The 22,445-nt window shown below is 54.7% G+C and carries 19 protein-coding genes; 4 read left to right on the top strand and 15 right to left on the bottom strand.

Translation table 11 applies throughout. From position 1 onward, the window contains the following. Positions 1-6 precede the first annotated feature (6 nt). The 5 genes from NZD89_RS26420 to NZD89_RS26440 all read right to left on the bottom strand — a co-directional run bounded on the left by NZD89_RS26420 (position 7) and on the right by NZD89_RS26440 (position 6,451). Positions 7-1,320, bottom strand: coding sequence for a hypothetical protein (locus NZD89_RS26420; RefSeq protein ID WP_268005613.1), 1,314 nt, complete (start codon positions 1,318-1,320; stop codon positions 7-9). Between the two features lie 4 nt (positions 1,321-1,324). Then, positions 1,325-2,047, bottom strand: a complete 723-nt coding sequence (locus NZD89_RS26425; protein ID WP_268005614.1) for a PilW family protein — start codon at positions 2,045-2,047, stop codon at positions 1,325-1,327. 13 nt (positions 2,048-2,060) lie between these two features. Further along, positions 2,061-3,332, bottom strand: coding sequence for a type II secretion system F family protein (locus tag NZD89_RS26430; protein WP_268005615.1), 1,272 nt, complete (start codon positions 3,330-3,332; stop codon positions 2,061-2,063). Positions 3,333-3,420: 88 nt separating this feature from the next. Further along, on the bottom strand, positions 3,421-5,034 hold the full coding sequence (locus NZD89_RS26435; RefSeq protein WP_268005616.1) for a GspE/PulE family protein: 1,614 nt from the start codon (positions 5,032-5,034) through the stop codon (positions 3,421-3,423). A 124-nt stretch (positions 5,035-5,158) separates the two neighbouring features. Then, a complete protein-coding gene (locus tag NZD89_RS26440; RefSeq protein ID WP_268005617.1) occupies positions 5,159-6,451 on the bottom strand; it encodes an ArnT family glycosyltransferase in 1,293 nt (430 codons plus the stop codon). 119 nt (positions 6,452-6,570) lie between these two features. On the opposite strand from NZD89_RS26440, the gene NZD89_RS26445 reads away from it, so the two are divergent. Both NZD89_RS26445 and NZD89_RS26450 read left to right on the top strand, forming a co-directional pair. Next, positions 6,571-6,849: an iron-sulfur cluster biosynthesis family protein gene (locus NZD89_RS26445; protein WP_268005618.1), complete on the top strand. Its 279-nt coding sequence runs from the start codon at positions 6,571-6,573 to the stop codon at positions 6,847-6,849. Between the two features lie 69 nt (positions 6,850-6,918). After that, entirely contained in the window at positions 6,919-7,839 is a 921-nt protein-coding gene (locus tag NZD89_RS26450; protein ID WP_268005619.1) for an alpha/beta hydrolase, read from the top strand. A 4-nt stretch (positions 7,840-7,843) separates the two neighbouring features. On the opposite strand, the gene NZD89_RS26455 is transcribed toward NZD89_RS26450, so the two are convergent. Both NZD89_RS26455 and NZD89_RS26460 read right to left on the bottom strand, forming a co-directional pair. Then, entirely contained in the window at positions 7,844-8,599 is a 756-nt protein-coding gene (locus tag NZD89_RS26455; protein WP_268005620.1) for a ZIP family metal transporter, read from the bottom strand. Between the two features lie 410 nt (positions 8,600-9,009). After that, positions 9,010-9,615 carry an MgtC/SapB family protein gene (locus NZD89_RS26460; RefSeq protein WP_431308742.1) on the bottom strand — a complete coding sequence of 202 codons (606 nt, stop codon included), beginning with the start codon at positions 9,613-9,615 and terminating at the stop codon, positions 9,010-9,012. A 390-nt stretch (positions 9,616-10,005) separates the two neighbouring features. On the opposite strand from NZD89_RS26460, the gene NZD89_RS26465 reads away from it, so the two are divergent. Then, a complete protein-coding gene (locus NZD89_RS26465) occupies positions 10,006-10,932 on the top strand; it encodes an HD domain-containing phosphohydrolase (RefSeq protein WP_268005622.1) in 927 nt (308 codons plus the stop codon). 108 nt (positions 10,933-11,040) lie between these two features. On the opposite strand, the gene NZD89_RS26470 is transcribed toward NZD89_RS26465, so the two are convergent. The 7 genes from NZD89_RS26470 to NZD89_RS26500 all read right to left on the bottom strand — a co-directional run bounded on the left by NZD89_RS26470 (position 11,041) and on the right by NZD89_RS26500 (position 20,362). After that, positions 11,041-12,114, bottom strand: coding sequence for a retropepsin-like aspartic protease (locus NZD89_RS26470; RefSeq protein ID WP_268008625.1), 1,074 nt, complete (start codon positions 12,112-12,114; stop codon positions 11,041-11,043). A 248-nt stretch (positions 12,115-12,362) separates the two neighbouring features. After that, complete coding sequence (locus tag NZD89_RS26475; RefSeq protein ID WP_268005623.1) at positions 12,363-12,530, bottom strand: SPW repeat protein; 168 nt, start codon at positions 12,528-12,530, stop codon at positions 12,363-12,365. Between the two features lie 413 nt (positions 12,531-12,943). Beyond that, on the bottom strand, positions 12,944-13,372 hold the full coding sequence (locus NZD89_RS26480; RefSeq protein ID WP_268005624.1) for a DUF309 domain-containing protein: 429 nt from the start codon (positions 13,370-13,372) through the stop codon (positions 12,944-12,946). Positions 13,373-13,490: 118 nt separating this feature from the next. Then, a complete protein-coding gene (locus NZD89_RS26485) occupies positions 13,491-16,040 on the bottom strand; it encodes a PAS domain S-box protein (protein WP_268005625.1) in 2,550 nt (849 codons plus the stop codon). A gap of 293 nt (positions 16,041-16,333) precedes the next feature. Next, positions 16,334-17,782, bottom strand: a complete 1,449-nt coding sequence (locus tag NZD89_RS26490; protein ID WP_268008626.1) for a SulP family inorganic anion transporter — start codon at positions 17,780-17,782, stop codon at positions 16,334-16,336. Positions 17,783-18,134: 352 nt separating this feature from the next. Then, the gene (locus NZD89_RS26495; protein WP_268005626.1) at positions 18,135-19,109 is read right to left on the bottom strand and encodes an aldo/keto reductase family protein; all 975 of its coding nucleotides are present in this window, start codon (positions 19,107-19,109) and stop codon (positions 18,135-18,137) included. Between the two features lie 194 nt (positions 19,110-19,303). Next, positions 19,304-20,362, bottom strand: coding sequence for a transglutaminase domain-containing protein (locus tag NZD89_RS26500; RefSeq protein WP_268005627.1), 1,059 nt, complete (start codon positions 20,360-20,362; stop codon positions 19,304-19,306). A gap of 178 nt (positions 20,363-20,540) precedes the next feature. On the opposite strand from NZD89_RS26500, the gene NZD89_RS26505 reads away from it, so the two are divergent. Then, a complete protein-coding gene (locus NZD89_RS26505) occupies positions 20,541-21,275 on the top strand; it encodes a C40 family peptidase (protein ID WP_431308655.1) in 735 nt (244 codons plus the stop codon). A 123-nt stretch (positions 21,276-21,398) separates the two neighbouring features. On the opposite strand, the gene NZD89_RS26510 is transcribed toward NZD89_RS26505, so the two are convergent. Then, positions 21,399-22,280 (bottom strand): RluA family pseudouridine synthase, encoded by an 882-nt coding sequence (locus NZD89_RS26510; protein ID WP_268005629.1) that lies wholly within the window; start codon positions 22,278-22,280, stop codon positions 21,399-21,401. Positions 22,281-22,445: the final 165 nt, after the last annotated feature.

The following is a 22,445-nucleotide window of genomic DNA, read 5'->3' on the forward strand; positions in this document are numbered from 1 at the left end:
TCCCACCTATACCTCCGTGATGGAGGTCAAAGAATACCCCTGTGCGGCAACCGGACACGTTCCCGTATTCGTATACGGGTTTGCCCGCAATGTCCCACCGTTGTTTACCAATTTATGAATCAGCGCCTGCTCCCCAACGGTGACGACCGGCCCGCTGTTCATCGTCATGGTCCCACTCAGGCACAAATTGAGCCCAACAGTCATCCTGGAACCGCTATTGAGCATTGCGTCTCCCGAGATCTCCGCGTTGTTCTGCACCTGTAATGTGCTGCCGGCATTTAAGGTGACCGCCCCTGTCTCGTACAAACTCCCGTCGACGGCCAGGGTCGTTCCACTGTTGATGAATATGCTGCCATCAATCGTCGCGTCGTGTGTAATAGTCAGGGACGTGTCGCTGTTCAGGGTGAGGGACGAACCATCATAAACCGCGCCGCCGACGTTCAACGTGGAATCCCCATCGAGGACCAGGGAATCCACCGTCAATCTCCCGGTCACATTTAATGTCGATCCGCTGCCCAGCGTCAGTTGATCCGCAATCACGTCACCGGTCACATTCGTACTAGAGTTGCTATTGAGCGTGATATTTGACGCACAAAGCGATCCGTCCACCGTTAGTGAGGCGTTGCTGTTCGCCTCGATGTCCCCAGTTACGAACTCGGCCATATGCCCATCCGACCCGTACGTCAACTGTGCCCCGCTGTTGAGCGTGAGTGACGAAGGCTGTCCGCCGGGCGTCAACGAATTGACCAAGATGTATTGTCCCGTTTGCTCCCGGCCAATCGCATCAATTTGACTCTGATTGGTCGTTTCCCCATCCGAGACGTACTCTCCTGCGTATTTACCATACGGGTAAGGATTTTGTTCTGGTTGCACGGGCCCACTCTCGTTCACGGCAAATGTGACATCGACATTAATCGAAGATCCACCCGCATCCGTCACTCTCAAGATTTCGTGCAAGTTGTCGTTCGCATCCGTATAAGAGCCGGTCAACGTGACCGTGTAGCCTTCCGACTGAAGTCCGCTTATCACCTGCTGGATGGCGCTATTGACGCCGTTGATAGAGGTAAGCGCACCCGCTTGTGCGACGATTTGTTCGATTTCCTGCTCAATCTTCGCAAAGCCACTCTGTGCGGCGACGTCACTCGCGTCCTGACCCGACGTGTCGTTTTGAAACGAGGAGGATGCTTTTGTCATCCCGTACATCTGTGCATAGATGACGGCAGAGACGAGGGAAATCATGATGACACAAAGCAGCATCACCCAGATTAGCGTGTACCCGCCCTCGTTGTCGTCCACGCGATTTTGCAGCCAGCGCATCATCTGATCATCGCACATCCTTGTTGTGATATCCGGCCGTGAGCGCGTACGTCGTCGTTTGCCCCGTCGAGCTTTGGTACGTCGCGGACAAGCGTATCACAAAGCTGTTGACGAACTTACATTGGACGTCGACAGGAGGGCCTCCTGCATCGCCGAACAGGTTGGGAAAGTCCCAGGCCACTTGTAGCCCGCTCACGTTCAACAGCGCTGTCGATTGAATGCTCGATAACGAGAGGCTGGTCGGACAAGCCGACGGCGGCGTCGTTGGGACGTTGGTCGTATACGTCACGTTCCACGTGCTACCTTTCGCCTGCGTAAAGACGAACGCGGCAAAGCACTGAGCTCCGACCACCGCCTCCGCGGTTGAGTTGTTCGATGCTGGCTCCGCCTGCACGGTCGTTGTGTTGTATAACCACGCCGGCGTCAAATTCGGGTTCTGAACGTACCCGCCCTTGTACAGCCAGAGCGTCACCTGCCTCGTTCCGGGTTCACCGGCGGTACTCTGTACCTGTACATAATCGGCGGTGTGGAGTTCTTTCACCAGCGCGTGATTGACCAGCAAGACTTGGCGCTCTGCGGCGTTATACGTCAAGAGACTGTTCGATCTCGACGCCGTCCCCCACAGGATCGCCAAGATCACACCCCCGACCATCACGCTGATGACGATGGCCGCCATGAGTTCGATGAGGGTCAGTCCTCCCTGACTCCTCATCCGTTTCGAGAATTGCATTAGCGTCCCTCTTTCAACTGAGCGCATGGACCAGCATTTGAACCGTCGCTACGCTGCCAGCCGGTCCCCGCACATCGACCACGTAGTCAGCGTCCGACGTACCACTGAGGGAACACGTAATCAAGTAACTGAACCCGGAATAGATAGCGGCATAGGCACCTTGGTTCGTCGCGACCGTCCCCGTCGTCGGTGGCATTGGCACTGTAATGGAAACCGCTGACTGCGTCGCGCTCCTGAGCGCATCCCCAGGCACTTGAATCCCAAATGGCGTCGACGGGTTCACATAGCCGTCTTTGATCTCCTCCGAAATGGTCGTCGCAAGTCCCAGGGCCTGGTTATCCCTCGCGGTCGTCAGCGTGGCGCTTTGCACCGATTGCAGCGCGAGGAAGACGGCGGTCGCCAGCAAGGAGAGAATGACCACAGACACCATCACTTCAATCAGCGTCAGGCCGCTTTGCGCTTTGCGCTGAAGCCGATATATGGCGGTTTGCCAATGCAGAATCATGCGCACACCCGGTTTCCTACCATTTTGGGAGAACGGAATTAGCCAGATAGAACATCCTAGAATGGACGAAAGCTCCCCAGACGATTCACATCTGGAGAGCAAAAGTAAGTACAACCGATGCGTGATAAAAAATGATATGGCAAGTAGAATTCTGGTCGGTAGCGGCAAAACGAGGTGCTGGTTCTGAAACACGTTGACGAACGTCGGTACGACGCGAACGAGCAGGAAAATGGCCACTGCGATAGCGGAGACGCTCACGGAAATGGGATACACCATCGCTGATTTTACCTTTTCAATGGTCTCATGCTGCTTCTCTGTGTAGGAGGCGACGCTGTCCAGCACTTCGTCGAGCGTACCACTGACTTCGCCCGCGTGAATCATCTGGACGAATAGATTCAAAAACACGCGTGGGTGCACTGCAAAACTGTCGGACAGTACTTGCCCTTCGACGACTCTGTCGGTCACGTCAAGCAAGGCACTCGCCAACTGCTTGTTTCGCGTCTGCTCCGTCAGTGCCTGGAGCGACTCGACGAGGGGGATGCCCGCGCGCACCAACGTGGCAAATTGACGGCAAAAGGAAACGAAGTCCTCCTGTTTTACTCGTCTCCTACCGATTTCAATCTCCTTCGTCCAGATGGTCGGGTTCACTTCGCGAAGTCGTACTACGTGTAAACCCTTGCTCGCGAGTTGCCGCGCGGCATCTTCCCGATGTGCCGCTTCGACGCGCCCCGACGCTCTTGTGCCTCGCTCGATGATGGCCTCATACGAAAATACCGGCACGATACAAGCTCCCCCCCCCTTCTCCGGACGTCATTTACACACCCGCGTCCATCGCCGTGACGCGGATAACCTCTTGCACTGTGGTCTGTTATGCAACGGCCTTCGTCAGGCCGTCGGTCAGGATGTCCGTCATCCCATGTTGGAGTGCATATTGCCGGTACGCACGGTCGGACTGGTTGGCGACGATCATCCGCGCCAACTCGTCGTCAAGAGTGAACACCTCGTGAATGGCCACCCTTCCACGATAACCGCTGTTGCCGCAGAGTGAACAACCGCGACCGCGGACCAAATGGGCGGGTGACAGATGGTGGTCGGCGAGGAGTTTCTCTTCGACGGGCGTCGGCGTGTACGCCGTCATACAGTTCCGGCACACGGAACGCACTAGCCGCTGCGCTACGACGCCGGTCAGGGCGGAGGCGACCATGTACGGTTCGACGTCCATGTCGACCAGTCGATTAATGGCACTTGTCGCGTCGTTCGTATGTAAAGTCGAGAAGACCAGGTGACCAGTGACCGCCGCACGGGTGGCGATGGACGCGGTTTCATCGTCGCGGATCTCGCCGACCATGACGATGTCCGGGTCTTGTCTGAGAATGGCGCGAAGTCCGCGCGCAAACGTGAGACCTGTCGCGGCGTTCACCTGAATTTGGTTGATGCCGTCCAACTGCACCTCGATTGGATCCTCAATCGTCACCACGTTTACCTCGGGTGTGGCCTTCGTGCGTAAGGATGCGTACAAGGTGGACGTCTTCCCGGAGCCTGTTGGCCCCGTGATCAGGATCGATCCATATGGGCGAGCCAGCATATGCTGGAACTTGTCCAAATTCTCCTTGCTAAACCCGAGTTGATGAATGTCCAGAAGGGAGGCGTGAAGGTCGAGAATGCGCAGCACGACCTTCTCCCCATAGGCGGTAGGCATCGTCGACACGCGGACATCGATGAAGTGTGAGCCCTCCCGCAGTTGAAATCGCCCGTCCTGCGGCAGCCGCTGTTCGGCGATGTTCATGTTCGCAAGCACCTTCACGCGCGCGATGAGTACGTTTTGCATGCTCCGAGGCAGGGTGCGTTCCGTGCGCAAAAGTCCGTCAACTCGGTAGCGAATGCGCACACCCCCCGCCTGCGGGTCGAGGTGGACGTCACTGGCGTGCAAGGCCACCGCCTCAATTAAGATCTGATTGAGCAACCGCACGACCGGGGAGTCCGCGCGGTTTACCTCGGCCTCGTCGACGACAGGTTCCGCCGGCACGCTCTGAATAGCGGCATCCACCGACTCCTGCAGGTTGTAGTAACGGTGAATCGCATTGTCGATATCGTCGCGCGAAGCGATGACCGGATCGATCACGAACCCGGTCGTCATCCGCAGGTCGTCGATGGCGTAATAGTCGAGTGGGTCCACCATCGCGACAAACAGGTGGTTGCCTTCTCGTCGGAAAGGGATCACTTTATAGGTTTTCGCTAATCGTTCTGGAATGAGTTTGAGTAGGCTACCCTCGATGCGGTAGCGGGTAAGCTGCACATGGGGAATCCCGAGTTGAAACTCGAGGACCTCAACGAGCTGTTCCTGTGTGATGTAGCCTTTGTTGATGAGGACGTCCCCGAGACGTTCCTGCGCCTCTTGCTGGTCGAGTAGCGCCTGCTGCAGCTGTTCAGGCGTAAGCATGCCGACCTCGAGGAGCATTTCACCGATCCGCTTTCGCGCCATACCCAATCCCCTGTGGATTCTGACGTGTATTTCCAGAGATAATATAGCATATTTCTCCAGCTTCTGGACGAACGAATTTGGGCGGCCAGATAAGCACCCGGACCGCCCACGACCCGGTGAACGTTTACGAACGGGCGGCGGCCCGTCGACGCCCCCCCGCCAACCGCTTCGCGGCCTCGATGAGCCCGTAGACACCAGAAGGCACCCCGGAGAACATGAGCCACATCAGTGGGACATTATAGCGCTGGTAAGCAAAGAACACGGCGAACAGCGCCGTAAAATACAAGAGCGTCAGCAGAACCAACAGAACCTCTTTGCGCTTGCCGCGCGCAAACAAGAGCGCAATTCCGTGTCCAATGAGTGAGGCCCAGAGTAGAACAGGCTGCACGGCGTTCAGCGTGCTGGCGAGAATACCGAGCATGCGGATCGGGAAGTACGCTCTGTTCCACAAAATTCCGGGCTTGATCCAGAGGTAGCTTCTCCAGAAGTCCTGCGGGGAGTTGTGATGCCACTCCCGGATGCGGTACATGGCCGCGTGCTGTTCCGCCTGAAACCACGGAATTTCGTGCATCCTCTGCGGGCGTAAGTTGGGGTGAACATCGAGAATATGGTGTTCCACCACAGTTGGGTTGTTCGGCGCCGGAAAATTCACGCCCTGAAACGTCCCTAGCAGAAGTGGGTTTGCAGCGTCGTCCGTCAATGCGATGAACTGGTGAAAGACCAGGAAATTGCGAATCCACCATGGCAGGATGCACACAATGACGATAGCTGCCGCAATGACCCCTTGTCCGACGAGCTTGCGCCAGGGGTAGCGCTTCATCAGCAAGTACACGAAAGCGACCACGGCCCACAACAGAAGATTGGGTCGGAAGTACATCGCGACCATAAACCACAGCGTAGCGAAGACGACGTGGCGAAGCTTGTGGGTGTCCGCCACTTTCAACAGCCAGAACACCGTCCAAGCGAAGGCGGCCATAAACGGTGTCTCGGTGAGAAACAGGGTGTCGGTCTCGATACCGGGGACGTATACTGCCAGAAACAGAGCCACGACAAACGCGGCATAACGATTCCAGACGTACGCGACGCTTTGATAAGCGCCCACAATACCGAACGCCCCGATGAGCGTAAACACGATTTTTCCGGCGTATAGCCCTACAGCCCCTTGACCAAAGAGCGCTATGACGCCCGCCAGGATGAACGTCATGCCAGGCAACATGTGAACCGTCGGTGCATCCGGCGTGTAGTACGCGTAAATGTGCGACTTCAACAGCCATTCTGCGCTCCGCAGATACCCTGCGTCGTCGCTGTGAATGGATACATAGGGGCCGTAATAAAAGATGACGAACAGACGAATCAGGATTGCCAACACCACAGGAGCAATCCAAAGCGCATTTCGTAAACGGAGAGTATGATTCATGTAATTATCCAAGCCTCACATGTGATTTGTCATCAGTCTACACCATTCGACAGACCGTGGATACCCGCTGACAGGTGTCTTCAACGAGGGTAAAATCGATGTTGCAAGGAGGTCCTGCCATGAACATCACGGATGCTGCAAAAAGTGAACTCGTGCGGTTTAGCCGCGAGGAATTGCAGGGCGGAGAGTTCATACGCGTGACGAGAGCCTACCAGTGTGGCGGCCCAAGGTTCCAACTGACGGTGGACGTCGACCAGACAAAGATGGATGAACGGATTACATTGGACGGCGTGACGATTCTCATCGAGAAATCCTGTCTCAATTTGATGAACGACGTCACCATCGACTTCGCAGACGAGGGCTTCGTATTCGAATCGGCGACGAACTCGCCCTGTTGACGGGCGACGGCTCCCGCAGCTAGGTCTGTGGCGATGGCCAAACACCCCCTAGGCAGAGGAGGGGCTTGTGTGTCTACCAAAAAGCTGACTGCCTTGTTCTCGTTGGTCGGTACAATGTTCACCGCGGGTTGCAGCAGTCCAAATCCAGAGCACGTGGTCCACGCGATCGCGACGAACGTCCTACATGCACCTGCGCGCGTCCAACACGTGACCTTTTACAGCGAAGCTCTACACGCGCGGATGAAAATGAGCGTCTATCTACCCCCAGGCTACAATGCGAAGACGAAATACCCAGTTCTCTACGTGCTGCACGGGAAAGGCGGAAACGAGTACAGTTTTATGACCTCCCTTGTGCCCGGTCGGTCAGTCGGCATTGACAAGGACGCCACGGAGCTCATCGACGAACACAAAATTCGACCGTTGATCATTGTGGCACCCGAGCTGGACAACAGCTACGGGGTAAATACCGGATCGTATCGGAAAGACGTCAGGGGATATAGTCGAGGAGATTATTCCACATATCTAGAGACCGACGTCGTGCACTATGTGGACTCACATTACAGCACGGTGAAAACGGCTGATGGCCGTTACATCGGCGGCTTGTCAATGGGAGGATTTGCAGCTCTCCACGCGGCGTTTACGCGACCGACGGAATACTCGAAAGTCGGTGTGATGAGTGCCGCGCTCTGGGTCGGCGGGCTGCCCCGGGAACTCTCGTGGATTTACCCCACGGCCAAAGATCAGGCACAGAGAGATCCCATCACAATTGCCGAGCACACGCGCATCCGGATGCCAGTGGACATCATCGAAGGAAAACAAGATCCGTTCTACTCGGCGGACGTGGACCTCTACCGGGTGTTGAAAGCGCAGTCCGCAGACGTCTCTCTACACACGTATCGCGGTGCACACAACTACATTTTTTGGCGAAGTCATGCGAAAGAATTGCTCTTGTTTTTTGACGCAACCCCGGCTGCCGCATCCCCGTCGTGATTCGTCAGCTCAAACCGACATGTTTAATTAATAGAAGCGACACGTAAAAGACACCGACCCCGATCACGGTGGCGAACACCGTCCCTTTGTTCTGCCCCTTGACGACGGGCATCAAGTCAGTCATCGAGACGTAAAGAAACGTACCTGTCGCCAGTGCCATCAAAATTTTGACGACGCCCGCGTCGATGTTTCCTACCTCAAGCGTGATCACAGCCCCAATCAGCGTGGAAACCGCCAATCCAGCAGACGTCAAGAGCGCTTTCGTGCGCGATGTCCCGGACGCCAACGTGATGGTCGCCATACTGAACCCCTCGGGGATCTTGTGCATCGTGATAGCCACAAAAATGAGCACGCCCGTCGCGCGGCTCATCGTGAAGGCACCGGCGATGATCACGCCGTCCATAAAGGTATGTAAGAGTAACCCTACGAATGAAACAAAGGCCGCTTTTGAGCTTAAGAGCGCCGGGTGGTGATGCGTCACGCCGTGGCTGGCAAAGTGGGATTGCGCTGGTCTGAGGCTGTATCGCTCTAAGATCAGGAGAACGAGGTAACCAATGACGATGTATAGAGGTGCCGCCGTCGGCAGTTCACTCAACGAGTCCGGCAGTCTGTCCAATACAGTGGCGCCTAGTAAAAATCCGGCGCCCAGACCTGTGACCATCATCGTCTGCTCCGGACTGAGTCGCTTGACGACGGTAACCGCGCCGCCAATTACGTCGGCAAATGCCGCAATGGTGCACAAAATGAGTGCAAACCACATTGACTTCAATCACTCCACAAGTCCCTGACATTTGGTGTAGCATGGTGATTGGATCAGCGCTATGATCGCGTGTAAATAGTGATGGTTACGATTTATGTACAGATGGAGCATCCCATATCCACCGCTGCGCATTGCGCAAAGCGTGTCCTTGTATAGATTTAGTCTCGTCAACAGAGCGGAAATTTAATATAGAAAGCGAGTCGTCGTCCATGCAACATCATGACAGACAGGTTCACGGGATTTTGGTACGCGGAATCGACGTGTTACCGGACACAAAGTGTGGCCACTGTGGGTCCGAGTTGACCATAGAGGCGTATCTAGAGGCAGACTCGACCTGCCCACACTGCCAATCTGCCTTCAATCCAGGTTGTAAAGCGCACTACTCACTGTATTTCTCGATGGACTAGAGCCTAGTCGACACTGATAGAGAACACGTCCGGCGTGGCCTGTAGCTTGGAAATGAGGTCATTCAAATTCGATCCCGGTTTCATCCGAACCTGCAACACGATGGTGACGACTGGTTTATCGGCAGACGTCGTGACGCGTCGAATCTGAACTTTTCGAGCCTCTGGACACTCGGCGCAAAACGTCTGCATGACGGCGTTCAAATCGCGCGCCTCAACGACCAGACGGCACTGTGAAGCCACAGAAATCCTTCCTTCTCGACTGAGTACCTCGAGGGCGATCAGCACGAGCGCCGTGGTCACCGCACCGACGACGTACATTCCCGCTCCGATAGCCAGCCCGATACCTGAGGTCGCCCACAGCCCAGCTGCAGTGGTTAACCCGCGAATGGATTGGCGCTGGACGAGGATGGTCCCCGCGCCTAAGAAGCCGATACCACTGACGACTTGGGCGGCAATCCGACTGGGGTCCAGTACAGTCGCTGCCGCTGTTTCCATGTCCCGAAAACCATACTTCGACACAATCATGATCAGCGCACTCCCTACGCACACCACAAAATGCGTTCGCAAGCCCGCCTCTTTGTCACGGCTTCTGCGTTCCCATCCAATCATCGCCCCAAGAACACCGGAAGCAATCAGTCGCAAGACCAATTCCAATTGCACGTTAGGTCACCCGCCTTCACGTTGTTGAAGTTGGACTTCTGAATAGATGAATCTTACGCGGCCAACACGAGCCGTAGTCGGAAACTTTACCACTTATCCCACAGAATTCACATGGAATTATGTAAACTAGCGTGCTACAATCTGTTCATAGAAGTTTCAAGCCACCTACGTTTACGCGTGGTTGGCAAGGTACTTCTACTCCCATAATCGACAATTGGCTCGACTCTTCGGAGTTCGGGCCTTTTTTATTGTCGATTTCCGTCGATTTCACTCTATTCTTTAAGCAAAGTGTGTAATATTATGAAAATAGTTCACATCTGAGACGAAGAGGGCACATATATGCATCTATCACTCGACACCCTGTCCATTTTAAAGAACCGCTCGCTCTCCAAAGTGACAATTGATAGCATTGTTCAGGCCTTCTTACTGGCGTCCGGTGACGACACGGAAGTCATCTACCATCGTCTATCGGCAGGATCTTACTGGACGCTGGAACCTGAGTCTCAGGAGAACCCAGTGAATGGCCCACTCGAAACGATTTACCTTACGGCCGGCCGCCTAAAGGTCTTTCGCGACTCCGAGGAGATTACCCTGGCGGAGGGGGATCACATCTCTTTTCGCCCAGTCTCACAGCAGACTGTGTTTTACGGCGACACGGAATCCACATTTTTGTACATCTGCTCCAAACCTGTATTTCACCATTATCGATGCGCCCTCGAAGAAGTCAATCACCTTGCCCTCACCATCGAACAAAAGGACGGCTACACCTCTCATCACTGCGCTCGCATTATGCAGTTGTCAATGAAGGTTGGAAGGGCGATGAGGCTCGCTCCGAGTAAGTTGTACACGCTCCAATTTGGCGCCTATCTCCACGATGTCGGAAAAGTGCGCGTCCCCAGTGAACTGTTGAACAAACCAGGCAAACTGACCGACTCAGAGTGGGAATTGATGAAGCGGCATACCATCTACGGGCGCGACATCCTGCTTGAGACGGGCCTGCCGTACCTCACGCAAGCAAGCCTTCTCGTCGGTCAACACCACGAGCGGTACGACGGCTCCGGCTACCCATTTGGCCTCAAAGGTGAGGACATCGACATCGGCGCGGCCATCATCGCCGTCACCGATTCGTACGATGCGATGACGACAGACAGGCAATACCGCAGCGCGAAGCCCGCACCGGACGCCATTGCGGAAATCCAATCGCTGCGCGGCACACTGTACCACCCAGCCGTGGTCGATGCGTTCGTGAAGTCCCTGGCACCGTAGTCATGCTACTACCCAGAGGGGAATGCAGTGGTATCAAAAAGAGCCACCCGCAGATCACCTTTCGATGAATGCTGTAGGCGGCTCAATTATCCCGCGTAAACTTAAGACTCACTTTAGGATGGTCAGGGTGCTATCCTTCTGAGAGACGAGCAAATCGTACCCATTGTCCTTGAAAAACCCGTAACCGAAAAGAGAAACGCCGGAATAACTCGGGTCTACGATACAAGGTACGTCGGTGAACTGCGTCCCGCCGATGCTAAGCGTGATTTGGCTCACGTATGCCGAATCTTCCCCACCTACGCCTTCTACCTGAATATCCCCTAGGTTTGGAAGGTTCAAGGAGTCTGCTAAGCTCTTCGTGATGAGCGGTTCAAATGCGCCGGTATCCAACTGCAGAAGCACATCGCTGCCACCGGCCTGCGCGTTGAACAGGACCGCATTCTGATAAGTCGTTATCGGCACAGTGGACACGACCGTATCTCCGGACGGAGGAGTCACGGTCGCTTGTGCAGGCGCCGGTGAAAACGTGATGGACTGCGTCTGTGTCTGAACGTGCCCACTTGGATCCGTCCACGACGCCGTCACCTGTACCGTCTCCGCCTTGCTGTCGTCGACCGCGCCAATCCAGCTGCCGTCTTGGTCCGTGACGTCGCTGAGCGTATTGCGATTTTGTTCCGACGAGAAATAGGCGCTGCCAGTCACCTGCAAATGGATGGCCTGGTGTGGTACGGATGCGTCGTTGTCGCCGACCATCACGTCGATCGGCGCCGGGCTCCCCACATCTGCCGACTGTTTATCGATGTAGAGCTCGTAATCGTGGTGAACGGGCACAGCCGTAAAGTTGAATCCGCCACCTTTCAGTTTCGTCGCCTTCACCTTCGCGGCCACCTGCGTCCACGGCAAATAGGTATTTCCCTTGTAAACCACGCCTTGAACGGTCCCACCTGTGATGGCGAACTTGCCGTCACCCAAGTACTCGTACGGGGACTTGAACGATTTCAGGGCCTGCCACTCGAGGTACGTTTCATCCCCAACCACGATTGCCGGAATAGACACTCCGTTCACCTCGGCGCGAACCTGCCCGTTAGTCGCACTCGACGTCGCCGCATAGGCCGTAGTTGCAACACATGGAACCATGATTGCAAGCGCGCTCGACGTGAGCATCATGCTGAATTTTGTCATGGGATTCACAGAATCTTCCTATCTTTGAATTTGATAAATATCTACCCTTCACGATTCGTCTTCGTTAACCGTCTTTCCTGCTGGATGGGCAATTTAATAGACAGAGGATAATTCATCCATGTCCGTGCTCCTTGACCACCGTCGTATTGGGCTAAATCTCCCGTTTACAACAAAACAAGGGCCCACCAAGGCGAGCACGCCCCGGTAGCCCGTGTATGATGGTCCTCCTTCGCAATCAGTAACGATCGCTACTGCTTGGATTTGTACGCGACGAGCGCCCAAATCGCAAGGATGATAGTGACTGCACCGAAAATGATGCTGTTCCAAAGTGCCCCGGTGTTCGATGAAAAACGATACACCCAGGGTGAGATAAGAACCCAAATCCCAATAAGTCCAGTTAACCACAGTTGCCACATGGAACAATCGCTTCCTTTCGAATTTTACGAAGTCCTCTCGGTGTCAAAAGGAAGACCATCGCTAAAACCTATGCGGCTACGTTCCAGTTTAGTCCAGCGAAATCGCCAAGGCCGATCGCAAACACCTCGGACGCACGCAAAGAAGGCGCACCTCATGTGGGTGCGCCTTCTTTGCGTAATCAGGATTAACAGGCTGCGGCTCCAGTGTATGGAACGAGCAGAATGAAGAGAACGAAGATGATGAGAAATACCACTGCCCATTGCGTGTATCCGCCAAAAGCTCCGTACATAGTAGCACCCCCTATCGACGATGCTTTATGTTACGCGCAATTGTTCGGACATGGTTGGACCAATCGCAGGGGGATGCGCCGGAATCGAGCGGTGAAGACGGTTCAGGGCTGCAGCAATCGCCACTACGATTCCTCTAGGTGCCTCGGAACGTACGTCCAGAGTCGACGGCGAATCTCGTCATTCAGGATGTGGACGCGCACCGTAGGCAATTTGAGCTTTGCAATCTGCATCGGACTCACTCGCTCTGTGTACCATGCGGTTGGGACCGCTTTGTAGACGAGATCGATATCGGAAATGAGCGCCTCCACATCGATATCCTCGTAAACCGGCCGCCCCTCCTCCAAATACCCTTTCGCGCGCTGCCACATTTGATAGCCGCCTCGCACGTTTCCGTTATGCAGGTGGTACAGTGTGACCGCGGCCTGAATCAGTCCCTTGAGAACCGGAGGTCTCCCGCGTTCCAGCCACAGGTGTTCCCCGTATTCGTGACACTCGAAGTAATCCCGTTTGACGTTGAAAAAGTATAGATATGCCATTAAGCGATGGTCCATCCGCATCACCCCTCCACCATGTACAACCGCGGTGGCTCGTCCAGTCGACAACCCTTCATCGATCTTCGTTCGTCACTTCTCTGACACCTTCGCTTGTTTCCCGACCTGCTTCTCGCCCTTACGTTGGAGTCGCCTGCCCCACTTTGCAGATTTCGATTGGCAACTCGATCAATACCTCTGTTCCGACGCCAAGCTCGCTGCAAAACTGGATTGTGCCATTGTGGTCGCGGATGATGTTTTGCGTGACCATGAGGCCTAATCCAGTACCCGTTTGCTTCGTTGTATAAAATGGCTCCCCAATCCGCTTCAACTGGTCATCCGATATGCCCTCGCCGGAGTCGCGGATAGACACCGCGACGGCACTCTTCCCTTTCGGCCTCAGACAGATGTAGACGGTGCCCCCGTGTGGCATGGCATCCATCGCGTTTTTTACGATGTTGAGGAATGCCTGCCGAAGTCTGTCAGGCTCACCCCTGACCACTATGCCCGCGTCCATCGCGAGGTCCGTAAAGATTTCAATGTTGCGCATGACGGCCTCGGCCTGGATGAGATCGACCACGTAATTGAGGAGCACATGTACGTCGACGGCCTGAGCGGTGTCGGTTTGTGGCTTTGCGAGCAACAGAAATTCACTGATGATCCGCTGAATTCGATCGAGCTCACTCAACATGATATCGTAGTAGTTCTGGTACGTTGGAGCTTGCGTCTGCAACAGTTGGACAAACCCTTTGATGCTCGTCATCGGGTTGCGGATTTCGTGGGCGATGCCGGCGGCCAACTGTCCAGCGACGGAGAGTTTCACCGATTGCAGCAGAAGCTCCTCCGTGTGCTTGCGCGCCGTGATTTCGCGCGAAACCAAAATAAATTTGGAAACTGCCCCATCATCATCGAGCACTGGCATGCCGCGAGTCTCCAAACTTGCGAAGGTGCCGTTCCTGTGTCGAACTCGACACTCGAGTTCGCAGGGGGTCTTGGTTTGAGCTGTGTGGGCGAGGGCGTCCGTGAAGAGGGGGACATCTGCGGCGTAGATCCAACTGACGGCCGACGTCCCCTCGAGTTCCGCACTATCGACACCGAACACGGCGAAATGCGAGGGCGAAGCATAGCGAATGATCCCGCTGACGTCGACGATGGCGATGAGGTCGTTTGCATTGTCCGCGATGGTCCGATACTTCATTTCGCTGTCCCGCAAAGCCCGTTCAAACTGCTTTCGCTCGCGGATGTCTCTGGCGGAGCCCGAGACGGCGACGACATTGCCTTGGCCGTCGCGAATCGGAAACAGGGAGAGGCTCACGTCAACCACATTGCCATAGCGGTCGAGATTTTTCGTCTCGTACGCCTCGATGCGCGTGCCTTGCGCAGCCAGTTTCCACCGCCAGTGTCGATCCTCCTGAAGCTCCTTCGGGACATTTGGCATCTCTTTGCCGATGAGCTCGTCGTGGGGCCATCCGTAGAGGCGTTCGAACGCCTGGTTAACGTCGATGATAATGCCGTTCGGCTGAATGATACATAGGGCGTCCCCCGATTCCTCGAACAGAGATTCGAGGCGTTGCTTCATTTCCACCAACTCGTTTTGTACGCTCACGGTTTGGGTGATATCTTTGCAAATCGCATAGTAACCATGGCACTTCCCCTGGACGACGATGGGAACAATCGTCACGAGCAGGTGGACGGAATTACCGTTTTTATCCTGAAAGGTCAAATGTTGTGGAGCACTCCCGTCGATGGAAGGCTTGTCCGGGATACACGGTGTCCTCGTCCCGTCCGCAATCAGTTCGTCGATTCGCTTTCCAATCACTTCCTCAGACCGAAATCCGGTCGCCTTCTCGAGAACGGGATTCGCGTCGATAATGCGACCGTCTCGATCAATGACGATAATCAAATCGGAGTTCCGCTCGTACAGAGACCTGTACCAGATATTCGCAACGGTGGCTCGACGGGTGACGACGAAGCGATCTACGTAGGCGCCTGCGAGCAACATAACGAGGACCACAGAAGCTGTCGCACAAATCCACAGGCCTAACTCATTCGCCTCGATAGACAAGTTTCCTTGGCGTCCGTTTGACCCTGTCGTCGTGTGTAAGACGACGGCGGCGGTGGCGAGATGCATCCCTACCAGGGTTACCGCCAAGGCTATCGAAGCGGCCATCCGGAAACGAAGCTGTTTCGTTTGAACGGATAGCGTCCAAAGCTTCAGAGCGATCATCGAACCAGCCGTGGACAACAGGAAGGCAGCGGTAATACACGGTGTGGAATAGTGGAGGTGGATATCTAATGACCTCATTCCGAGGTAGTAGACGAATGCGAAGTGGAGGCCGAGCAGGACCGACACAAGTGGCAGTCGAATCCATCCGCGGGTGTTAAACAGTGCTGCGATGACAATCGCTATCCCCAGCACAGCCGCCAATTCCGTCCAACCTAAGACCAACACGTCATACGACTGCGCCGGCGTCGTTACCGCCGCCACCGTCCCTGTGAAATACAGAGCCCACATCCCTGTCCCCATCGCGATAGAACCGAAGGCGGAAAAGAGAACTCGTCGCGCTGGGCCCCTGTCGAGGGCGATTCGGGAAATCATGTCGAAGAATGTATAGGACGAGATGAGCACGATGAAGAGCGCAAATAAAAGAAGGCTTTTGTTGTAGGACGTGAACAACTGAGCAGGCATTCTGCACCTCTAACGCGACCTAGATTCAATGCGTTTTATCTGTTCGAACACCCAGTAGGCAGCCGTACACGCGAACGGCTTAAATTATTAAAAAATTATATTTAAATATTACCAAAGTTATATCCGTGGTCAATCGTTTTAGTGGATAAACAACCTATTCTCAAACGATCTTTATTGCTGATAGCTTTAATCATTCCGTGCTAAATATGACAAACGCACAGAAAATGGGAAAGTGAACGAAGAGGGCCCGGGTATCTTCCCGAGTCCTCCTGATCACTCTCTCGTACATCGGCTCACGTTTGAAACGACTTCATGCCACTTTTGTGAATGAGTCGCTGACTCTCCTCATTCAACCCGACAATCGACACACTGCCGCCCGCTTGCACATAGAGGTCAATCACTTTGTTTATCCCTGTCACTGCAGAATGATCCCAGATGTGCGAGTGGGAGAAATCAATGATGATTTCGGCGGGATCGTGTTCTATATCAAACAAGTTGACAAAGTGTGCCATCGTTCCAAAGAACATCTGACCAAAGATGATATACCGCTTTCGATTGTGTTCGTCGATACGCGTCGTCGCCCGCAAGTTTGCCATACGCCAGCCAAATACCAATGCGCTGATGGTCACGCCCACCAGCACACCGATGGCTAAATCGTCGGTCGCGACCACGATGATTACCGTGAGGATCATCGTAATCGCTTCGGAGATGTTCATCTTCCGCAGATCTCGAAGCGATGTCCACTCGAACGTGTTGACCGACACCATGAACATCACGCCGACCAACACGGCGATGGGCACTATCCGAACGACAGCGCTCAAGAGCACGAGCAAAATCAGAAGAAATGCGCCGGACACAAACGTGGACAACCGCTTGCGCCCGCCCGATTCCACGTTGATGACGGTCTGCCCAATCATGGCGCAGCCACCCATCGCCCCGAAAAATCCACAGACTAGATTCGCGATACCCAATCCCCGCAGTTCCCGATTCTTGTCACTCTTCGTCCGCGTGCGCTCGTCGACGATGGTCGCCGTCATCAGCGTCTCCATCGATCCGACGACCGCAATTGGCAAGGAAAACGGCAGAATCACCTGGAGCGTGTGAAGATTAAACGGCACCATCGGAATGTGAAAAGACGGTAATTGGCTCGTCATGTGCCCTAACTGTCCGACCGTCTGCACGTGTGCGCCCGTGACCACCGACAGGATGGTCATGACGATAATCGCCACTAGAGCCGACGGCACCACCTTGGTGAAACGCGGCAACCCGTAGATGATCACGAGCGTTCCCGCCACCATGACATACGCCATCCAATTGGCACCGCGCAAATGAGGCAATTGTGCGACAAACAGCAAAATGGCCAACGCGTTCACGAACCCCGTGATGACAGACTGTGGAACGAACGTGATGAACCGCCCGAGCTTCATTACACCGAACAAAATCTGTAAGAGTCCAGTCAACACTGCTGCGGCAAACAAGTACTGCACCCCGTACTCCTTGACCAATGACACCATCAATAATGCGGTTGACCCGGTCGCTCCCGAAATCATTCCCATCCGACCGCCCGTAAAAGAGATGACGATGGCGAGGATGAATGCCGCGTAGAGCCCGACCATGGGATCCACCCCGGCGATCATGGAGAACGCAATCGCCTCAGGAATCAGGGCAAACCCTACAGTCATTCCCGACAAAACGTCATTCTTTACATTTGAGAACCACTGTTCTCGAATGCGTGTCTGAATCGACAAGAGGTTCCCCCCACTTATTCAATTTTGGTGACTTTCAGCCACTCTCCGAAAGTCGGGTCCGTTGTCAGCAGTTCAAATTATATACGGAGCGTCATAAATGGGGCAATAGGTGGAAATTTCTGTAAGTGGAAATACGCAAAATAGGTATGACAGATAAAACTTTTAGTAGAGTGGACCGCCGCCGTCAGCGTAGAGAATGCCTGATTGGTCAAATCTCGCGTCACAAATCACGGCCACGCCGCCGCTGTTGACTCGAAAATTGCAGTGGCGTGGCTCGTTCATGGCCGCCTAATCGTTGCGGTCCAGTCGCGACGGTGCGATTCTACTGGCTCCATCTTGCACGGGATTACCAGATCGGCACGAATCCGTCGATTTCCTTCAACACCGCCTCGATTTCGCCGAGCACATCGCTACCGAGTACCACATCGACCGCCTTGACGTTCTCCTCGACCTGCGAGACGCGGCTTGCCCCGATGATGGCAGAACTCACGCCTGGTTGACGCAGGGTCCACGCGATGGCCAACTGCGAAAGGGACGCACCGAGCTCCTTGGCGATGCCCTCCAACTTTTGTACCGAGGTCAGCACATCGTCGCGAAGGTAGCTGTTGATCCAGTGATTTGTTTCACTGTTCGCGGCGCGAGTGCCCGCTGGTACGCCTTGGCCCGGTTTGTACTTGCCGGTCAAAATGCCCTGCGCCAACGGCGAAAAGACAACTTGTCCAATGCCAAACGACTCACACGTTGGCAGGACTTCCTTCTCTATGTAGCGGACAAGCATGTTGTAAATCGGTTGGTTCGACACCAGTGGTCGAAGGTTGCGCTTGGCCTCGATCGCCTTTGCGTTCGCGATTTGCGCAGCACTCCACTCGCTGACGCCTGCATAGAGGACTTTCCCTTGTGTGATCAGGTCATCCAGTGCCCACAGCGTCTCTTCCAGAGGCGTGGCAGGGTCGTAGCGATGGCACTGGTAGAGGTCGATATAGTCCAGACCAAGGCGCATCAGGCTCGCATCACATTGTTCCACGATATGCTTTCTTGAAAGCCCGCGGTCATTGGGGCCATCCCCCATCGGAAAGAACACCTTGGTCGCGAGTACATAGCTGTTGCGAGGATACTTTTGCAACGCCTCGCCAACCACTTTTTCCGCTTCGCCGTGATTGTAGGCGTTTGAGGTATCAAAGAAGTTGATGCCGAGATCGTAAGCCCTTTCAATACAAGCAATGGCCGTTTCCCGTTCCGTCGCAGTACCATATGTCAACCAACTGCCAAGGGAAACCTCACTGACCTTCACACCACTGCCGCCAAGATTGCGATATTTCACCCGTGTACAACCTCCTAAATTTCACTACGACGCAAACCCACACGCCACATGAGGAGGGTGCGGGAATGGCTCGTCTCGTGTTGAAAGTGTACTTCACCAATCTAGCAAATGGAATACACGCAGCTTACGAAAATGACGAGGGCGACTGGCACGCCAACTCCGCGTGCCAGTCGCCCTCCACAGATACGCGCTTCTCAGTATGCAGCGGTCACGTCAATCATCGTGTCACCCGCAGTTGGACTCGATGATAAGGTGTAACTCAGGCTTGAGAAACCATACAGCCCAGCTGAAGACAAGGCATTTAAAGCGCCGCTCGCCTGCGACATGGTCCCCTGAAATTTAAGCGTGAAATTCGTCTTGTGTGCATTCAAGTCGGACTGCAAGACGCCCTTTAGCGTTTGCGCGGTGACCAACTGGCTGTTCAGATCTGCCGAGATGCCCGTAGCAGATGCAATTTTGGAGATTTCAGGGTCTTTTGTCGTCTTCAGAAGTGCCGCGATGACCGACTCGAAGTTGGTGTTCGCGACGGGAAGACCGGTCGTGTTCCACGTGTGGTCCTTGGCCAATTGCGCATTGGTCACGTTGTAGTATGCATAGCTGACAGACCCTGGTTGCTTGTTGACCGGATCATCCCAGGTGACGTCGAGTTGGTACCAATGCCCGCCAATCTCCACTTCGTCCCAGAGGTGTGACCCGCCGCCTGCCGTACCAGCGACGAGACGTGCTGGAATGCCAGCGGTCGTCAACATGCGATAGGTGAGCGTGGCGATGCCCTGACAGACTGCTGATCCCTCGTCCATCGCATCATACGGCGTGTATTTCGTCTCCGACGTGTCGTACGTGACGTGGTTGACAATCCAGTTGTGAATGACGAATTCCTTGTCGTAATCGCTCATCCCTGGCTTGACGATCTCACCCAGGACCTGCTTGATCTGCGCGTCCACAGTCGCACTCTGCTGTTTGGTTTGGAGCCAGTTCACAGTGACCTTCGTCGCCGATCCATTGGACGAATAGTACACACTGGACACCAATTCGTTGATATATGGCTGTGCAGCTAGCGCGCTCTTCACTGTGCCCTCCGCGTCCGAGAGCCCAAGTGGCACGCTAAAACTGGTATCTTGATTCACCAAATCCTGCTGTACGGTCGACGAGATGCTCGTCGTGCTGGTCGTCTGGGCGAGTGCGGTGACGGAGGGTGCTGTCAAACCTATCACAAGCCCTGTAGTGGCAAGCGTCATCAGTATATTCTTCACAAGAAGACTCCCTTCGGATTCGCTAGACCTGCTAGTCTACGAATTCGGTTGAATGGCTGACGTTTATGGGTGTCGTCGCACGGCAAATATTCGGGGGGAAACGGAGGTTGATGGATAGAATTACATAAAGGGGAAATGCGTCGGTTCGCAGAAAAGTTCATCCAATCCGACGAAAGGAGTGAACGCGTTGAAAAGGAGCCTCATCGCAGTCACCGCAACCTTGATTTCCCTCTCCACTGCAGGACTAGGCACGGCGTTCGCAGCGACGAACAAGACGTACACGATGCAACCAGGTGATACGATGTACAAAATCTCCGTCGCACAACACGTATCACTATCTGCACTAGAGTCAGCCAATCCACAAATTACGAACTACAAGAATATCCGCGTGGGCCAGGTCATCAACATCCCGACCTCCACCACTGTGACAGCCCATCTCGCTACGGCCGGAAAGACCGCGAGCACAGTCACCGGGTCTATCACCTCAGGGGCTTCTTCCACCTCAACTGAGCGGCAAAACATCCTCACGTACGCAAAAAGTCTGATCGGCACTCCGTATGCGTGGGGCGGAGACACACCGAGTTCTGGCTTTGACTGCTCTGGTTTCGTAGAGTACGTGTACGGCCACTTTGGCGTCACCCTGCCGCGCGAATCCCACGACCAAGCCACCGTCGGCCAGCCCGTGTCGCAAAGCGCCCTCCAACCGGGTGATCTCCTATTCTTCAAGGACACCGACTCGAGCGCGGCCCTGTACTCCAACCACGTGACACACGTCGGAATTTACATGGGGAACGGTGCGATGATAGAGTCATCTTCGTCAAACAACAACGAAGGGGTCGTCGTCGTTCAGAACGTGTTCTCCAACCCCTATTACACAGCGCACTACTACGGGGCGCGAAATGTGCTTGGCTGAGGCCTAGCGCCGTTTTTGGGAAACCTATCCTAGTTTTCTTGGGGTCGTCCCACACACATCGCCCGCGGTGTCGTTCGTGGGACGGCATTCATCGGCCGCAGTTTCGATAGATTATCCAGCTCATCACTTTGCGGGCGTCGTGAACAACTTGCGAAACGAGGGCGGGATGGCCGTCTCAAACGTGAGAACTTCCTCGGTAACCGGATGCCGGAACGAAAGTAACTGGGCGTGCAGTCCGAGGCGTCCAATCGGATTTTTCGTAGCTCCATACCGCTTGTCCCCGACCACCGGATGCCCGATGCTCTGCATGTGTACGCGAATTTGATTTTTTCTCCCGGTTTCTAGGTGTACCTCAAGCAGTGAATACTCCGCAGTCGATCTCTGCACTCGGTAGTGGGTGACGGCTTTCACGCCATCTCCCGGCCTGCTGACGAACATCGTCTTCGTACTGCTTTCCTTCAGCCACGTTTCAATTTTCCCTTCCGGTTTGGCCACTTTGCCTTCCACGACGACGATGTAAGCGCGACTGAGAACGCTCTCCCGCCAAGAGTTTTGCAAAGCCTGCTGCACTGCCTCACTTTTGGCGAACATCATGACGCCCGAAGTCTCTCTGTCCAAACGGTGAACGATGAACACCCGAGCCGTCTTCGAAGCCGCGCGCACGTGGTTCATCAGTATGCGATACGCCGTTCTATCGTGTTCCTCATCCGTCGCCATCGACAACAGGCCGGGCGGCTTATCGATGACGATAAGATGTTCATCTTCGAACAGGATTCGAATGCCGTGCAGCACTTCGCCCATCCCGCGCACGGTGCCGAGAATCTTCACCTGTTGGCGTGGTTCGAGCCTGTGGTCGTGGCGCGTGACAATGCGCCCTTCGACCATCACTTGCCCGCGCGTCAACATCGTTTTCACCTTGTTGCGCCCCTTATTCGGGAATTGTTCAAGGAGAAATGGAAGCAGATCTTGCGCTTCTGTGACATTCAACGTTACTTCCTTAGCCATCGGTGTACCTCCACCCAATCCGAAACCGTTTCGATTTCCAGTCCCAATCGTATTCATAGTATCCCTGTCGCCACCTCGAGAATTCACACGCACCTCGCTGAATGACACGTATGTGTCCCGTCACGGCAATCAATCTAGTTGATACTAGCGCAAATCACCTGTTGC

Source organism: Alicyclobacillus fastidiosus (assembly GCF_026651875.1).
Lineage (GTDB): Bacteria > Bacillota > Bacilli > Alicyclobacillales > Alicyclobacillaceae > Alicyclobacillus > Alicyclobacillus fastidiosus.

Coding starts and splice junctions, on each gene's coding strand:
- NZD89_RS26420 (WP_268005613.1), bottom strand. CDS start 1,320: ATGATGCGCTGGCTGCAAAATCGCGTGGACGACAACGAGGGCGGGTAC.
- NZD89_RS26425 (WP_268005614.1), bottom strand. CDS start 2,047: ATGCAATTCTCGAAACGGATGAGGAGTCAGGGAGGACTGACCCTCATC.
- NZD89_RS26435 (WP_268005616.1), bottom strand. CDS start 5,034: ATGGCGCGAAAGCGGATCGGTGAAATGCTCCTCGAGGTCGGCATGCTT.
- NZD89_RS26440 (WP_268005617.1), bottom strand. CDS start 6,451: ATGAATCATACTCTCCGTTTACGAAATGCGCTTTGGATTGCTCCTGTG.
- NZD89_RS26445 (WP_268005618.1), top strand. CDS start 6,571: ATGAACATCACGGATGCTGCAAAAAGTGAACTCGTGCGGTTTAGCCGC.
- NZD89_RS26455 (WP_268005620.1), bottom strand. CDS start 8,599: ATGTGGTTTGCACTCATTTTGTGCACCATTGCGGCATTTGCCGACGTA.
- NZD89_RS26460 (WP_431308742.1), bottom strand. CDS start 9,615: ATGATTGGATGGGAACGCAGAAGCCGTGACAAAGAGGCGGGCTTGCGA.
- NZD89_RS26465 (WP_268005622.1), top strand. CDS start 10,006: ATGCATCTATCACTCGACACCCTGTCCATTTTAAAGAACCGCTCGCTC.
- NZD89_RS26470 (WP_268008625.1), bottom strand. CDS start 12,114: ATGACAAAATTCAGCATGATGCTCACGTCGAGCGCGCTTGCAATCATG.
- NZD89_RS26475 (WP_268005623.1), bottom strand. CDS start 12,530: ATGTGGCAACTGTGGTTAACTGGACTTATTGGGATTTGGGTTCTTATC.
- NZD89_RS26480 (WP_268005624.1), bottom strand. CDS start 13,372: ATGGACCATCGCTTAATGGCATATCTATACTTTTTCAACGTCAAACGG.
- NZD89_RS26485 (WP_268005625.1), bottom strand. CDS start 16,040: ATGCCTGCTCAGTTGTTCACGTCCTACAACAAAAGCCTTCTTTTATTT.
- NZD89_RS26510 (WP_268005629.1), bottom strand. CDS start 22,280: ATGGCTAAGGAAGTAACGTTGAATGTCACAGAAGCGCAAGATCTGCTT.